At 45.2% G+C, this 16,536-nt stretch carries 13 protein-coding genes; 9 read left to right on the forward strand and 4 right to left on the reverse strand.

The window, feature by feature from the left end:
* The 3 genes from J2T19_RS12310 to J2T19_RS12320 all read left to right on the forward strand — a co-directional run bounded on the left by J2T19_RS12310 (position 1) and on the right by J2T19_RS12320 (position 5,767).
* The gene (locus J2T19_RS12310; protein ID WP_307216041.1) at positions 1–1,329 is read left to right on the forward strand and encodes a peptidase U32 family protein; all 1,329 of its coding nucleotides are present in this window, start codon (positions 1–3) and stop codon (positions 1,327–1,329) included.
* Between the two features lie 238 nt (positions 1,330–1,567).
* A complete protein-coding gene (locus tag J2T19_RS12315; RefSeq protein ID WP_307216043.1) occupies positions 1,568–3,829 on the forward strand; it encodes a methyl-accepting chemotaxis protein in 2,262 nt (753 codons plus the stop codon).
* Between the two features lie 114 nt (positions 3,830–3,943).
* Positions 3,944–5,767 (forward strand): peptidoglycan D,D-transpeptidase FtsI family protein, encoded by a 1,824-nt coding sequence (locus J2T19_RS12320; protein ID WP_307216046.1) that lies wholly within the window; start codon positions 3,944–3,946, stop codon positions 5,765–5,767.
* Here the strand turns inward: J2T19_RS12320 and J2T19_RS12325 are convergent.
* Positions 5,728–6,948, reverse strand: coding sequence for an AI-2E family transporter (locus J2T19_RS12325; protein WP_307216048.1), 1,221 nt, complete (start codon positions 6,946–6,948; stop codon positions 5,728–5,730). The genes J2T19_RS12320 and J2T19_RS12325 overlap by 40 nt on opposite strands.
* Positions 6,949–7,203: 255 nt before the next feature.
* Between J2T19_RS12325 and J2T19_RS12330 the strand changes: the two genes are divergently transcribed.
* Positions 7,204–8,559, forward strand: a complete 1,356-nt coding sequence (locus J2T19_RS12330; RefSeq protein ID WP_307216051.1) for a polysaccharide deacetylase family protein — start codon at positions 7,204–7,206, stop codon at positions 8,557–8,559.
* Between the two features lie 178 nt (positions 8,560–8,737).
* On the opposite strand, the gene ilvD is transcribed toward J2T19_RS12330, so the two are convergent.
* The 3 genes from ilvD to J2T19_RS12345 all read right to left on the reverse strand — a co-directional run bounded on the left by ilvD (position 8,738) and on the right by J2T19_RS12345 (position 12,133).
* Entirely contained in the window at positions 8,738–10,423 is a 1,686-nt protein-coding gene (ilvD, locus tag J2T19_RS12335) for a dihydroxy-acid dehydratase (RefSeq protein WP_307216053.1), read from the reverse strand.
* A gap of 316 nt (positions 10,424–10,739) precedes the next feature.
* On the reverse strand, positions 10,740–10,991 hold the full coding sequence (locus J2T19_RS12340) for a KGG domain-containing protein (protein WP_307216055.1): 252 nt from the start codon (positions 10,989–10,991) through the stop codon (positions 10,740–10,742).
* A 101-nt stretch (positions 10,992–11,092) separates the two neighbouring features.
* Positions 11,093–12,133, reverse strand: a complete 1,041-nt coding sequence (locus J2T19_RS12345; protein WP_307216057.1) for an acyltransferase family protein — start codon at positions 12,131–12,133, stop codon at positions 11,093–11,095.
* A 219-nt stretch (positions 12,134–12,352) separates the two neighbouring features.
* Here J2T19_RS12345 and J2T19_RS12350 point away from each other — a divergent pair, with 219 nt between their 5' ends.
* From J2T19_RS12350 to J2T19_RS12370, 5 genes are all read left to right on the forward strand, one after another.
* Positions 12,353–13,318, forward strand: a complete 966-nt coding sequence (locus J2T19_RS12350) for a sugar kinase (protein WP_307216059.1) — start codon at positions 12,353–12,355, stop codon at positions 13,316–13,318.
* 84 nt (positions 13,319–13,402) lie between these two features.
* A complete protein-coding gene (locus J2T19_RS12355) occupies positions 13,403–14,068 on the forward strand; it encodes a bifunctional 2-keto-4-hydroxyglutarate aldolase/2-keto-3-deoxy-6-phosphogluconate aldolase (protein WP_145408163.1) in 666 nt (221 codons plus the stop codon).
* Between the two features lie 85 nt (positions 14,069–14,153).
* The gene (locus tag J2T19_RS12360; protein WP_307216064.1) at positions 14,154–14,930 is read left to right on the forward strand and encodes an alpha/beta fold hydrolase; all 777 of its coding nucleotides are present in this window, start codon (positions 14,154–14,156) and stop codon (positions 14,928–14,930) included.
* 34 nt (positions 14,931–14,964) lie between these two features.
* Positions 14,965–15,744, forward strand: coding sequence for an HAD family hydrolase (locus tag J2T19_RS12365; protein WP_307216066.1), 780 nt, complete (start codon positions 14,965–14,967; stop codon positions 15,742–15,744).
* A 40-nt stretch (positions 15,745–15,784) separates the two neighbouring features.
* On the forward strand, positions 15,785–16,525 hold the full coding sequence (locus J2T19_RS12370) for an NAD-dependent protein deacylase (RefSeq protein WP_307216068.1): 741 nt from the start codon (positions 15,785–15,787) through the stop codon (positions 16,523–16,525).
* Positions 16,526–16,536: the final 11 nt, after the last annotated feature.

Consider the following 16,536-nt stretch of genomic DNA (forward strand, 5'->3'; position numbering starts at 1 on the left):
ATGGAAACAGTGGCGGTACAGCGGAAGTTCTCCGGCAAACGTAACCGTCTGGATAAACCGGAGCTACTTGCTCCGGCTGGGAATCTGGAAAAATTGAAGTTTGCAATCCATTACGGCGCAGATGCTGTGTATATTGGTGGACAGGCTTACGGCTTGCGTTCGAATGCAGACAATTTTAGCTTTGAGGAAATGCGTGAAGGTGTGGAATTTGCCAAGAAATACGGAGCGAAAGTGTTTGTGGCAACGAACATCTATGCACATAATGAAGATATTGAGGGGATTGAAACGTATCTTCAGAATCTGTACAATGCCGGCATTTCGGCTGTAATCGTTGCAGATCCAGCTATTATTGATGTAGCACTGCGTGCGGTTCCTGGACTTGAGGTTCACTTGAGTACCCAACAATCAACGCTTAACTGGCAAGCCGTGAAGTTCTGGAAGGATGAAGGACTGCCACGCGTCGTTCTAGGTCGTGAGACAAGCTTTGAGGAGATTGAGGAGATCAAGGCGCATGTCGATATCGAGATTGAAGCTTTTATCCATGGTGCAATGTGTTCTTCATATTCTGGACGTTGTGTACTCTCCAACCACTTTACGGATCGGGACTCCAATCGCGGAGGCTGCTGCCAATCCTGCCGCTGGAAGTATGATCTATTCGAAGATGCACGAGAAGAAGGGGTATGGGTCAGCGAAGAAGAGATGCAGATGCAAGCTCCTGCTCCGTTTAACCTAGGTGAGAATCAGATTCCGTTGTTTGAAAAACAGGATAATCCGTTCTCGATGGGTTCCAAAGATCTGTGCATGATCGGACATATTCCTGAATTGATCGACGTAGGTGTGGATAGCTTCAAAATCGAAGGTCGCATGAAATCCATCCACTATGTAGCCACTGTGGTTAACGTGTATCGTCAAGCAATTGATTCTTATATGGCAGATCCAGAAAATTATGTGTTGAAACCGGAATGGGTTGAAGAGATGAATAAAGCTGCAAACCGTCCGTTAAACACAGGATTCTTCTATGACACACCAGATCATGAGGATCACATCTACGAGCCAGAAGAAAAAGCAGTTCCTTATGACTTCGCAGGGCTTGTTATGGATTATGATGCTACAACGGGTATGGCGACAATCCAACAACGCAATCACTTTAAGCCGGGCGATCAAATTGAGTTTTTTGGTCCAGGTGGAACATTCTTCAAACAAGTTGTAGGAGAATTGCAGGATGAGGAAGGCAATGTTCTGGATGCGGCAAGACACCCATTGCAACGTGTCAAAATGAAAGTAGACCAACCTATTTCTTACTTCGATATGATGAGAAAAAAGAAATAGTCTTACAGGCCTATAATATAACAAAATAGTATTATGAAATAACAATATTATGTTATAAATCACTAAAAATGACCTCCGTATATCGGTTAATGGGGGTCTTTTTTGTATAGAAAATTAGGAAAAAAGTTGTAAAAAATTTTCGATTTAGTAAAGGGGAAATAGGAAACCTGTCGAATAATACATGTTTATAGGGGAAAGTAAGAAAAACCAACAAGTAGAAACTGGCAGGTGAATGGAAATGGTTCAAAAGAAGCAGAAAGAAAATGGGGAAAAGAAGGAAAAGCCGGTGAAGGAAAATAAAGTGTTAAACGTGTTAAAGGAAAAGATTACGAAAAAGGGAAAAGCTGTACATAGCAAAGCGGATGGTGCTTCGAATAAAAAGCCCTTTAAAGTAAAATGGAGCAAGCCAGATTTGAAAAACGTAAAGTGGAAAAACTTAGGGGGGTCAACGTTATCCCAAATTAAGAAAGCGAATCCAATTAAATCAGTCGGCGTCAAATTGTTCTTTATCTTTTTTGCGGCAATTATGGTCTTTGTCGTTAGCTTGGGGCTCTTATCTTATAATAAAGCCAAAAACACGATTGAACAAAATGCCTCTCTTTCTAACCAAGAGACGATTGATCAAACCAAGCAAAAACTCGATATTATTTTGGAACGCTTTGTAGATACATCCACACAGATTTTCTTCGATCCAGAGATGCAATCGTTGTTGCAGAAAATGTCTGACAAAAACTTGTCTGCGTATGACCTATTTGTGAATTCTAGTTCCATCAACAAACAGTTGTCCAATATTGCTTTTACAAACAAATCCATGGAAGCGATTTATTTGGTTCCTACGGATGAAACGAAATCAACGATGGGTACAGGCAATAGTAGCTCCTCCATGGGAAGCATTCGTACTGAGCCTTGGTATGCTGAACTCACCCAATCCGGTGGATATCGCTGGTTGCCTACAGAGAATGAAGAAGATGGATCTATGCCAACCTTCCGCATTGCTCGCTCAATGAAGAACTTACAAGGCTCCAACCAATCGTATGTCTTAATTATTGAACTTAAATTAGAAGTATTGGAAGAACAGTTGAAATCGCTTGATCTAGGTGCAGGTTCAGTTCTACAGTTGATTGCTCCGGACAATAAAGTAGTGGCTTCTACCATTCCGGATCGGACAGGAAAAGACACCGAACTGGCATTTTTCAAAGACCTTACCGAAACGACAGGAAGTCTTAATACGGAATACACGGTGGATGGTAAGAACACAGAGATGTTAGCTGTGTATAGCACGATGGAATCCTCCAACTGGAAATTAATCGGCATGTTGCCAACCTCCGTATTGGTTAAAGATGCCAAGGGTATTCTTACGCTCACATTGTGGATGGCACTACTTGATGCTGCAATTGCAGTCTTAATCGGTATTTGGATGGTTCGTATGTTTGCCCGTCCGCTCGGTAAATTGAAAGACCTGATGCAACAAGGAGCCAAAGGTGATCTCAAAGTTCGTACGCCGTATACATCTAAGGATGAGATAGGTCAATTGTCGGCTGCCTTCAATGAGATGATGGAGCAGATCACCAAGCTGGTTGAGCAAACAAATCGTTCTGCACAAGAAGTACTGGATACAGCGTCGGAGCTCAGCAATGCTTCTAAGAAAACGGCTGTTTCCGCTTCTGAGATCGCTGTAGCGACAGAAGAGATTGCAGGAGGTGCGAGCAGTCTTGCAAACGAAGCAGAGCGTGGGAATGATCTCACGGATAACATCTCTCGTCAGATGGAAAGTGTGGTCGCAGCCAATGAGGAAATGGGACAATCCGCACGTCATGTTGAGAAGTCCAGTGAAACGGGTATTCAGCATTTGAATCAATTGATGACAAAAACTCAGAAGACCGAAGAAATGATCGGTGCACTGGTGAACAAAGTGGATTCCCTTAAAGAGAGCACGTCCTCTGTTCTGAAGGTGCTCGATGTGATGCAAAATATTACGAAGCAAACGAACATTTTGTCCCTTAATGCTACGATTGAAGCGGCACGAGCGGGTACTGCGGGACGCGGATTTATGGTCGTTGCTAATGAGGTTCGGCAATTGGCTGAGCAATCTAGGAAATCGATTGACATGGTTGGGGAAATTACTGACAATATCATGGCCGAGATGAATGAAACGGTTGAAGCCCTGTCAGATGCATATCCACTCTTCAAAGAACAGATGGATTCCGTAAAGGATACCAACGTCATTTTTGCTTCAGTTCAGCAACAAATGGGTGCATTTGTGGAACGACTGGATATGGCAACAAGCTCAATTGGAGACTTGAACAAATCACAGGTTACGCTATCTGAAGCGATGAGTAACGTTAGCGCTGTAGCCGAACAATCATCAGCTACATCACAAGAGGTTGCTTCACTTAGTAGTGAACAGCAAAATATTAGTAATCAGCTGGTTAACCTGTCTGATAAGCTGCAGAATGTATCCACCGAATTGAAAAACACCTTGTCACGTTTCACCGTATAATCACATAATTTAACAAAAGACCTGTCCCGATGATGGAACAGGTCTTTTGTTATTTATTGGATACATACATGTCCTTTGCAGCATACTATGCTAAAACGCTAAAGGATGAGCCCGATGAATGTACACCTAAAACGCAGAATCTTTGTAGCCTGTATGCTTTTGACGGGTGTTTTTGCTATTCTTCTGTTCCGTCTAGCTTGGATTCAGATTATTCAAGTGAACCAGGTAATTCCGGGTACCACTCGTTCATTACGGGAGATGTCTGTGCTACAGCGAGAACGGGGTGTGATGCTGGATTCGGGTCGAGGGCAATTTACAGATTATAGAGGCAAGCCATTAACGGGAAAATTGGAATGGGTGCTTGTTCTATTTCCACATCAACATGTTACCAGTTCAGCAACGATCCATCGTACAGATTCAAAGGTGAACCAGTTAGCTGCTATTTTACATACAGATGTCGTGAAGTTACAACAAGAATGGGAACATGACCATACACCTCGGTTATGGACAGCAGGCAATCAACAGCCTGTTGTATTAAGTGATTTACAAGTAACCCAGATTAGACAATTGAAGGATGTGGGGGCATATGTTTATCCGATGATGAGCCGGTATGATCAGAACGATACAGGGATGCAATGGCTTGGGTATCTAGCTGAGCAACCTCATCGCCTTGTATCTTCAACAGCCCATATCAATGAAGTAAAGCAACCATTTGCGATAAAGTCGGGAGCAGCGGGGCTAGAGAGGACGTTGGAGCCTTTGATGATGGGACTGGGGCCTACGTTGCTGACACGTATGGTTACAGGCTCTGGTGAGATCATTCCTGAAATGCAGCCACGAGTTATCGCTCCAACCAATAGCCATTACCCTTTACGCGTCGAGACGACGGTAGATATAGATCTCCAGCAGGGTTTGGAGCACATTGCGAAGCAGTCAGGTATCCGTGAAGGAGCTGTTGTTGTGCTGGATGCGGCTACGGCTGATGTGCGAGCGATGATCTCAGTGCCCATGTATAGGCCACAACATGTGGAACCGACAGAATCATCTTGGGCGAATCGTGCGATCCAAGGAGCCGTTCCTGGGTCTATTTTCAAAATCATCACAGCCGCTGCGGCACTTGAATCACATGCTGTATCTCCGCGGGAAACCTTTCATTGTGACGGGGAATGGGGGAAATACGGACTATCTTGCTGGAAAGAGCATGGGCATGGAACGTTACATCTAGAAGAAGGGTTTGCTCAATCTTGTAATATTGTCTTTGCTGAGATGGCTCGCCGATTAAGCATGGAGCAACTGGAACGTACCGCCAATGCTCTAGGGCTTGCGCGTACCATTGGTTGGGAGGACAAGCATATTGGGGGAATGCCCATCCTGCGACACTTTGATCATGAACAGGCAGGCCGAGTTCGGACTAGAGCAGTTTCCTCACAAGATGAAGGAGCTAAAGTGCAGACTTCGATTGGACAGCGTGATACGCTGGTCACACCTCTTCAAGCAGCCAATCTGATGGTCACTCTCTTGCATGATGGTAAAGTGAGTGCACCTAGGTTAGTTCAACGCATACGTTATGCAGATGGTGATACGATGCTGGAGATGCCTTTACACGATTCGCTATCTCCTGTGGGACAGATCTCACCAGCTACCGCTCATCAATTGTTAAAGTGGATGAGAGGAGTCGTTACAGATGGCACAGGAAAAACCCTGCAGCGCGCCAAATGGCATGTTGCAGGGAAGTCTGGAACGGCTCAAGTTGAGCAGCAAGGTCATAAACTGAATCATCAATGGTTTATCGGTTATGGGCCAGTAGAGAAACCCAAATATGCAGTTGCTGTATTAGTTCAGCATGTCGCTCCGGGAAGCTCTCACCAAGCCACTGCATTGTTTCGCAGCATTATGGATTACTTGGCAGAGGGATCATCACCATCGTCCCCAGGTTGAGAAGCCTGTGCAGAAGGGGTGTGATAACGTTCAGCATCTTCTGTAGGATGATTTGTGGCTCCGGTAGCTGGTGTATCCATGACGAGTGGAGAGGAGTCAAACTCATCTTTTGGCAAGTGAATCCACTGTTGTAGATATCCTTGTTGCAGAAGTTCTTTGAGCAAAATTAACAATACGGGAGACAATACCACACCTGCAAGCCCGAAGATCGAGAGCGAGATAAGCATAAATGAGAGCATCAAGTAAGCCGAAGAGACACCGATGGAATTACCTGATATTTTGGGCTCTAGCAACTGTCGCGTCAGCATCGTTACTGCGAGTAGGACAATTAGGCCGATGGCTAATGTACTGTTTCCTACAATAAACAGATAGACGATCCAAGGGATGAATACAACCGGAACACCAAGCAATGGAACAAGGTCAAAGATTGCACAGATTGCCGCAATCGTAAAGGCATTACTTGTTCCTAAGATCAATAGTCCAGCATAGATCAATACAAAGGTGATTAACATCATGATCATCTGTGCTTTTAAATAGGAACGAATGGTTTTGAACACATGATTGCGCATGAATTCAATCGCCAGCTTTAATGTTTTTGGTGTTTTGGCACGGGCGAACTTACGCCAGGATTCAATCTCAATGCTAAGGAAAAAGGCGAGAATAATGGCGATCCCGAAGTTGGTAATAAATGAAGAGAAGGAGCTTAGGAATCCAATTAAATAATGAGCTCCGCTTGTGACCCATGTCGATATAAAGCCTGTCAGGGTAGCGAAATACTCGTTCACTTTGTCCATAATGGTTACAGGTAATGCATCCGACTTGTCTTGGGCGAAATGAACAAGGTTAGTGAATTGTTGTTGCACCATTTCAATATAGGATGGAAAATTTTCTTGCAGGTTGGAGACCTGCGAGATAATGATAAGACCCAGTCCAAAAAACAGAGCAACAATAACCCCAAGAAATAACAAAACCGAAATAGCAGCACCTAACGTTTTGGGTAATCCTCTTCGATGGATAAAACGAGCCAGCGGTTCAATCATCCAATACACGATAAAGGAGAGAAAAACAGGCGCAGCGATTTGATACAAACGGCTAAAACCGTACATGATGAAATAAACAGTCAACACGAGTAACGCAATGTCGAAGACGGTACGTCCATATTTTTTGTATAACGGTAACATAGGCTCTACTCCTTCGTATGTATAAGGTAAAAATAGGAATGCATTCATTGTACACGATCATACTCTTTTTTGGAAAAAAGGATTCAAGATAAGGCTGAATTGTGATAAAATGATAGGTGGTTTCTTTTCCATAGCAGATAGAGTGGTAGCCATAATTCAGCGAGAGAGACGGGGAATTGAAGCATGACGAGCCTACTTCATAGCCTACTTTTGTGGGCATTATATATTTCATCATTCTACGCCTTTATTCCAAGTTTGATTAGTAGACTTTTTGGGTTTCGGGTATTCAGGCGAGGAAAAAGTCAGACCGAGTTTGCCCTAACATTCGACGATGGGCCGGATCCGGTATATACACCAAGACTGCTGCAACTGCTTAAGCAATATGATGCCAAAGCGACGTTCTTTGTAGTTGGAGAGCATGCAGACCATCATCGGGATCTAATCCGGCGAATGCATGAGGAAGGGCATCTGATCGGGATTCATAATTATATCCACAAGACGAACTGGTTAATGAGACCGGGAACCGTTCGGAAGCAGATTCAGCAGACGGGACAGATTATTCAGGAAGTGACCGGGGTAAAATCCTGTTATTACCGCCCACCATGGGGCATCATGAACCTGTTTGATTTTTTTAGCCAAAAAGATCGGAAGATTATATTATGGTCATCGATGTTCGAAGACTGGAAAAGTCGAGTAGGAGTCCAGAAACTAACGGAACGAATGTTGAAGGAACTAAAAGGTGGCGAGGTCATGTTGTTGCATGATCGCGGTACAACGTTGGGAGCTGATGCACAAGCGCCAGAGCATATGCTTCAGGCTTTGCAGGTTGTGCTCCAAGAGGCTGACAGACGAGGGTTGCATAGTGTGCGGGTGGATACCTTAATGGGAGGGGGCGCTACAGTGAGTGAATCTCAAGAGAATAGTCAATCTCAAGTTCAGTTATCCCGCTGGAAGAGAGGAATCGTTGCGTTATGGCTGCTCTGGGAGAACGTGTTTCACTGGATGTATCATCTGAGAACAGCTTCCCCAGAAGATCCGTTATTACATTACCGCCCACGTGTGTATCATGGTGCAATGGTTGAGATGACCGATGGACATGTGATGCAGAACGGGGATCAAGTAATTGAACTTCATTTTGATAATAAAAAATTATTCGAACTAGGCATGACCTCACGTTCTAGTATGCACTTAGCGATTCGTATGATTCGTGCAATAGAGCAGCAGTTACCTGATTTGGCTCGGCAAATCTCTTCCGATCCGAAGCTTAGCTCAGCTAAAGCATTGTATGGCGTGAGCATGATTAATCGTGGTCCAGAGAAGTTTGGTTTTACGGTTCGGGATTTGCCTCCTGGACCATTTAGCGCGGCTTCTAAGATCTATCTGAAATTACTGCTCAGTGTCATTCACCCTGCAGGAACCAAGCGTTTGAAACAGCGTTCCGAACAGCTTGTACCTAAAGTGATCGCCATGCCAATGGGACATCTATTGCAGCACTATGGAACGAGAAGCTATGCTGCTGCGACGGTTGAGCAAGTTAAGACTACATTGTTGGAGCCTCAACAGGATTTGTTATCGGGAGCAGAATTAAAAAACGTTCCACCAATGCGATAAGCGTGCCTTAAAAGTCCGATAAGAGTTCATGTATTATAAGGAGTAAATACAAGTATAGGTACAACCTCCATGTTCTTTGCTTCATATTTGTAAAAGAAAAAAGGGTGATTGCTTACCATATTGGTATGCAATCACCCTTTTATTATGGTTTCTAATAAATGTTACGGAACCATTTAAATTAGATTTTCAACACGCCGCCGTTACTTGCGTTCGTTACGAGTTTGGAGTAACGAGCCAGTAATCCGGTTTTCACTTTTGGTTCAAAGCCTTTCCAACCTGCACGACGACGCTCGAACTCCTCGTCACTGATGTGCAACTCGATGATACGGTTGTTCAGGTCAAGCTCAATGATATCTCCTTCTTCAACAAAGGCGATTGGTCCGCCTTCAGCAGCTTCTGGGGAGATATGTCCGATACTGATTCCGCGGGATGCGCCAGAGAAGCGTCCATCGGTGATCAGACCGACTTTGGCACCAAGACCCATACCAACGATCTGGGAAGTTGGAGCAAGCATCTCAGGCATACCTGGTCCGCCTTTTGGTCCTTCGTAACGGATGACTACAACATGTCCCTCTTTAACTTTGCCATTCGCAATGCCTGCCAGAGCTTCATCTTGTGAGTCGAAGCAGATTGCAGGACCTTTGTGATATCCGCCAACTGAAGCATCTACTGCACCAACTTTGATGATAGCTCCTTCAGGTGCAAGGTTACCGAACAATACAGCCAGTCCACCTTTTTCGGAGTGTGGATTATCTATTGTGTGGATACAGTTGGTATCCTGAATTTCTTGACCCTCAACGTTCTCACGGATCGTTTTACCTGTTACGGTAATGCAATCAGCGTGGATCGCGCCTGGTTTCTTCAGCAATTCGTTCAGAACTGCACTTACGCCGCCTGCATTGTGAACATCTTCGATGTGCAGATCAGAAGCTGGAGCAAGCTTAGCCAGATGTGGTACGCGGTTAGCTACTTCATTGATCCGCTCGATTGGATATTCGATGCCTGCTTCATGAGCCAATGCCAACGTATGCAGTACTGTATTGGTAGAACCACCCATAGCCATATCCAGAGCGAACGCGTTATCGATTGCTTCGACAGTAACGATATCGCGTGGTTTCAGGTCAAGTTTGATAAGTTCCATCAATTGTTTCGCGGATTGTTTAACAAACTCACGACGCTCAGGAGCAACCGCCAGAATGGTTCCGTTACCTGGCATAGCCAGTCCCATTGCTTCTGCAAGACAGTTCATGGAGTTAGCCGTGAACATACCGGAGCATGAGCCACAAGTTGGACAGCCAAACTGTTCAAGCTCAAGCAAGCTCTTGTCATCAATTTTACCCGCTTGGTAAGCACCTACACCTTCAAATACGGAAGTCAGGGAGAGAGCTTTACCGTTGCTATCACGACCAGCTTTCATCGGTCCACCACTGACGAACACGGTAGGGATATTACAACGAAGTGCACCCATCATCATACCTGGTGTGATTTTGTCACAGTTCGGGATACATACCATACCGTCGAACCAGTGAGCGGATACTACCGTCTCAACGGAATCGGCAATGATATCACGGCTTGGAAGGGAGTAACGCATACCAATGTGTCCCATTGCAATCCCATCGTCAACACCGATTGTGTTGAACTCAAATGGAACGCCGCCAGCTTCACGGATTGCATCTTTTACAATTTTACCAAACTCCTGCAGATGTACATGACCAGGAACGATATCAATGTAAGAGTTACATACGGCAATAAATGGCTTGCCAAAATCTTCTTCTTTAACGCCTGCGGCACGCAACAAACTGCGGTGCGGTGCACGGTCAAAACCTTTTTTGATCATATCGGAACGCATCTTATTGGCTGACATGGTGTATTTCCCCCCAAATTATATAGTGTATTCGAGCAACATGAATGGAAATAAAATGGCAGTGGCTCTGTCGTTAAATTTCATCCGTACTCTAAAAAAATAGACCGACAATTGCCGGTTCGAGCTTCCCGTAGTTTGTGAAATTCTTTGCTGCTTTAAACCCGTGAACAACCCGGTTTTTTTATAGAGTCTATCACAATCGTCGTCATATTTCTACAATCAATAGAAAGAAGCCGGCTTCCAAATCCATGGAGTTCGACTTCTAAGTTAGAAACACAGCTATTCATATATATCGGATTGAAATGTTCAAGATACGTTAGTTGCTTCCGCCTTTGCGTCCAATTTCACGGTAGAATTCCTTATCATGTGTCTCGGAAGTGGCGATCCCGCCCTTGCGCCCTATCTCTTTATAGAAGTCTGTGTTATGGGCATCGGAGGTCGCTTCACCGCCCTTTTTACCAATGGTTTGGTAGAAGCTGCGATCATACTTTTTGGAGGTAGCTTTACCACCTAGTCGTCCCGCTTCCTCGCGAGTCATTTTGTGTTCAGACGTTTGTGGACGTGCCATTACAAATCACTCCTTAGATCATAAGTTGTTTTTTGTAGCGCGTATGCCTATTTACCACGGTCTTTGCAGGCTGAAACAAAATGATTCGGACAACAGTATAATCATGCAGAGCGTTTGGAAACCTCCTGACGATGGAAGGTGAAACGCGAAAGATTGGGTTCAATAAGCGGTCTGAATGTATGGCGGACCCCCGGATGTGCAAGCATAACAGCAAAGAGGACTGCGATCGCAATGATGACCGGAATATATAAACTGCTTTCCATATAATTGTATACGCCAGACCAGATCACCAGACGAACGAGGAATCCGTGCAACAGGAACACATACAGGGTGCGGCGTCCCATTTCTGTTATTCTAGAAGTGAGTGTAGGAACCCAAGCTAGAAATAATGCAGCTGACCCAAACTGTACACCGTACATGCCTAGGCGGTAGATGCCTGCATACCATTCGGAATGACCTAGTTCAGCATAAGTCATGCTTCCCAGCAGCCAGCCAGGTGAGAGCGGGATCCCCCCTACGCCAATCAAAATGAGTACACCCACTGAGAATAGTGCAGCTACATAACGGCTCCAGTTTGATTTTATATGGGAGCGAATGGCTGTTCCGTAGTCATAACCAATGATAAAGAACGGAAGGAAAACGAACGTACGACAGAAGCTGAGCCAGAAACCGTCTACAGGTAGATACCCAACGATGATTCCAAGAATAATGGAGCCAATCAACCGGTAGATCGGTTTCCAAGATAAGGTAACCCGAAGTAAGAGTCTCCAGCAGAAATGACTGGCTAGGAACCATAATAACAAGTAGGGTGCAAAAAAAGATAAGCGCATATGTGGCGTATGGAACACCGTGAAATCCATCAATGCGTACAAGGATTGAAATAGTACATACTGGATGGCGATGTGCTGAAGCACTCGTTTACCGGATTCTCCTTGAAGAGTGTGTCTAGCAAAATACCCGGTTACCCACACGAACAGTGGCATGTGAAACGTATATATCCACAGGAACAATGTCTCTGCCCCGGCAAAACGTGTAATAATTGGTTCAAGCGCGTTCCCTACAAGAACACAGACGATGAGCATGAATCTTAAATTGTAAAAAAATGAATCTGGATCATCACGATGTGTTGTCCGAATGTTCATGATGCAGCCTCCTGTTACCCCTTTGTATGCAAAACGTGCTTCTGCAATAAGGGTAATATGAAAGTGGTTAATCTATTGTGATATTTTTCACAATAGAAAGCGTTATCCTTTCATCAAGCTGTGACAACAAAATGAACGCTTTGGGATTGACAACGCTTGCATACGGGATGACAATGGTACAAGAAGATGAGAAACTGTAAATATAAGGAGGGATGAAATATGTCAACGAAAACGAGCCATAGCCCTGATATTATCACGTTTGGTGAGAGTATGGGGCTTTTGACCGCGAAGGATACTCGTGGATTGGAATACGCGGCTTCATTAGATAAATCATTTGGTGGAGCAGAGAGCAATCTGGCGATTGGTGTCGCACGTCTTGGCCATACAAGCGGCTGGTTTGGACGACTTGGTAGAGATGCATTAGGGAGTATGATCTTGAAGGCGATTCGTGGTGAAGGTGTAGATGTATCTAGAGTAACCCTAAGTGATACGGAACCTACGGGTCTGATGATTCGTGAGAACGCTTCCGGGAAAGCATCGGTTCATTATTATAGGAAACTATCTGCTGCCAGCGCGATGACACCTCAGGATCTTGATCAGGACTATATCGCAGGTGCACAAATCCTGCATGTCACTGGCATTACAGCGGCGATCAGTCCAACAGGTCTTGCTACCGTTGAAGCTGCTATACATATCGCCAAGCAAGCTGGTGTGAAGGTGAGTTTTGACCCGAATCTGCGCTTAAAGCTCTGGTCGATTGAAGAAGCACGCCCTGTTATCCTTCGGCTGGCTGAACAGGCGGATTATTTCTTGCCTGGTCTGGATGAGATGAAGCTGTTATACAACGAAGAAGATGATCAAAAGGTGCTTGATCGTTTATCTGCTCTGGACGCAGTCTGTATTGTGAAAGGCGGTCCTGATTTGACCTATGTATTAGTGAATGGTACCCTAACGGAAGTTCCGTACTTCAAAGCGGATCATGTGCTGGATACGGTCGGAGCGGGTGATGGTTTCTGTGCAGGATTTCTGTCAGGCATTATCAAAGGGTATTCCCCTCAAGAAGCTACTCGACTAGGAAACCTGACAGGTTCTATGGTGATACAGGCTGTGGGGGACTGGGAAGCACTCCCGACGTGGGAGCAAGTAGAGGCTAAGCTGAACAACGTAGCTCATGTTGAGCGCTAGTCGCTGCTGATATCATGAATGTCTCATCTTCGTTCTGAATGTAAGGATTGCCATGACGATCACATTGAAAAGGGAGAGAATGAAATGAAGAAGCTTCAGCTACTGCAAAAAATAACGGACAACGGCGTCGTTGCCGTCCTACGTGCGGATTCTGCCGATCAAGTTATCGCTATGGCGGAACAAGCCATTGCTGGTGGGATCAAAGTCATTGAGATCACCATGACAGTTCCCAGTGCCCTCAAAGCGATTGAGAAATTAAGTCGTGTCTATCATTGGAATACACAGGATCCTGAGAAGTTTGCCATTATTGGTGCAGGTACCGTTCTAGAACCCCAAACAGCGCGTGCAGCTATTATGTCAGGTGCTGAATTCGTCGTTGGGCCATCTCTGAATCCAGATACCGTTCAGATCTGCAACTTGTATCGTATCCCTATTTTGCCAGGTGTGATGACGATTGCAGATGTTCAACGTGCTTTGGAACTTGGCGTTGACATTGTGAAATTATTCCCAGGTAATCTGTATGATCCTTCAATTATCAAAACAATGAAAGGCCCAATGCCGCAGGCGAATTTTATGCCAACAGGTGGGGTTTCTTTGTCTAACTTGGGTGATTGGATCAAGGGTGGCGCGGTAGCGGTAGGAATTGGTTCCGACTTGACGACCGAAGCAGTAAAAACGGGGGACTTGAGTCATGTCCGTCGCAAAGCGGAACAATATATGGACGCTTATCGTAAGGCCAAAGCCGAATAGGATGAATATGCGGAGAATGGGAGCCGGTACGTATGAGGCTCTCATTCTTGCGAGCCGCGGCACCTGCGGAAGCGAAGAAAGGTGAATGAAGTTGAGAAATAGGAATCGGTACAACACAGGGCGCAAGAAAAGGGGCATATGGAAATTCCTGCTCGTTCTTCTGGCGCTCATTGTCATTGGTTTAGGATATGTTGGTTATAAACTGTTAACCCCTTATGGTCCACAGGAAATAGCTCAAACGGCTATGGAAACTGCGGATCAGGTCACGGTTAGTGAGCAAGAGAAGTGGATTGATTTTGCTCCTGAAAAGCCTGAAGGTGTGAGCGTTATTTTCTATCCGGGTGGATTGGTTAAACCGGAAAGTTATGCACCGTTCGCCCATAAGTTAGCGGAAGCAGGCCATCATACCATTATTGCCAAAATGCCTGTCAATCTGGCGGTGCTGAAACAGGATCTAGCTGATGAGATTCGGAATGCATATCCTGACGAAGCATTCGTCATGGGTGGACACTCTTTAGGTGGTTCAATGGCTGCGCGATATGCAGCTGCCCATCCTGATGCACTTCAAGGCATATTCTTCTTAGCATCTTATCCAGATGAAAAAGGTAGTGTGAAATCATTAGACATTCCAGCATTGTCTATTCTGGGAACAAATGATGAAGTTGTAAATTCGACGAAATATCAAAGTGGGCGTGCTTACTTACCTGAAGATACCGTGTATTATACCATTGAAGGAGGAAATCACTCCCAATTCGGTGATTATGGTCACCAGAGTGGTGATGGAGAACCTGGAATCAGTGAAGAAGAGCAGTTAACACAGACGGTAAAAACGGTTTTGGATTGGCTGCAGGACATTCAATAGATTCGATGGTACTAAGGGAGGAAACGGAAATCATATGACCTTTAAGCTTCACGTGCACGATGTATCGTACCCCTGTGAGGGCATTCTCTTTGACAAAGATGGAACTTTACTAGAGTTCCTGCATCTATGGGGGCCTTGGGCGGAGACCATGTTACGTCAATTGGAAGAGGCACTTACCGAACGGGGGGCCACGTTTACAGTTGATCGTGGTGACGTGTTAGGCACGAAGCATGACGGTGCAGGCAAGATCATCGGATACGATCCACAGGGGCCATTCGTGATTGCTACAGTAGATGAAAGCAATGGATTATTGGCTGGACAGTTGTATGCTGCTGGCATCCCATGGAACGAATCAATCACGATGATTCGCAAGTTCTCAAGTGTAGCTATGCGAGAAGTGCGTCAAAATAAGCTTGCAGAGCCTATGACAGGTCTTCTACCATTTTTGCAGCAATGCAGAGATGCATCCATTCCGATGGCGGTAGTAACCTCTGACAGCACCGCAGCAGCGGAGACACATCTGGATTGGATGGGGATACGATCCTTTTTTACATCCATCGTTGGCTCTGATCGGGTTACATTAGGTAAACCGGATCAAGAATCGGTTATGCTGGCTTGTAAGGAATTACATATTCGTCCTGATCGAGCGATTGTTATTGGTGACAGTAACGGGGATATGCAGATGGGACGTAGTGCAGGGGCATCTTGCGTTATTGGGTTCTGCCCACAAGATCAAGCTACTGACCATTTACATGATGCCGATGTCATTATCCGAGCTTATGAGGAGCTAGGCTTGTTTCCTAACGAAAATTGAAGGTTCAGCGGTTCATTTCAATAGAAGGAGGAGAGAGAGGATGAACGCAACAGAACAATTGGTCTCTTGGATTCAGGAAAGTACGAAAATTGTCTTTTTTGGCGGGGCAGGGACTTCAACAGAAAGCGGAATTCCCGACTTTCGTTCTGCCGCAGGCCTGTATCAAACGGAGCAGCATTCACCTTATCCACCGGAGGAACTGCTGAGCCGTCATTTTTTTAATCAGCACGCGGATATCTTCTATGATTTTTATCGGGGGAAGATGCTCCATCCACAAGCCGAGCCGAATGGCTGCCATCGATTGCTTGCACGCTTGGAGAATGAAGGGCGTCTGCAAGCGGTTATCACGCAAAATATCGACGGTTTACATCAGAAGGCTGGTAGTAAGAACGTACTTGAATTGCATGGATCTGTTCATCGCAATGCATGTATGGATTGTAAACGATTCTACTCGCTTGATGATATCATTCGTTCTCAGGATATCGTTCCCCGCTGTATCTCCTGCGGAGGGGTAGTCAAGCCAGATGTGGTGCTGTACGAAGAGGAGCTGGATCAGAATACGTTGTATCTTTCAGTGGATGCGATCTCTACAGCGGACTTATTATTGGTGGGGGGAACATCACTCACGGTACAGCCTGCAGCCCAACTTATTACGTACTTTCAAGGCAAGCATACCGTACTGCTTAACGCTACACCTACCGCGTATGATCGTCAGGCTGATTTACTGATTACTGAACCGATCGGTGAGGTAATGAATACTGTGGACCAGCTTCTGGGTTAGAAAGCAAAATT

The sequence above is a fragment of the Paenibacillus tundrae genome (assembly GCF_030812775.1).
In the GTDB taxonomy this organism is placed as follows: Bacteria; Bacillota; Bacilli; order Paenibacillales; family Paenibacillaceae; genus Paenibacillus; species Paenibacillus tundrae_A.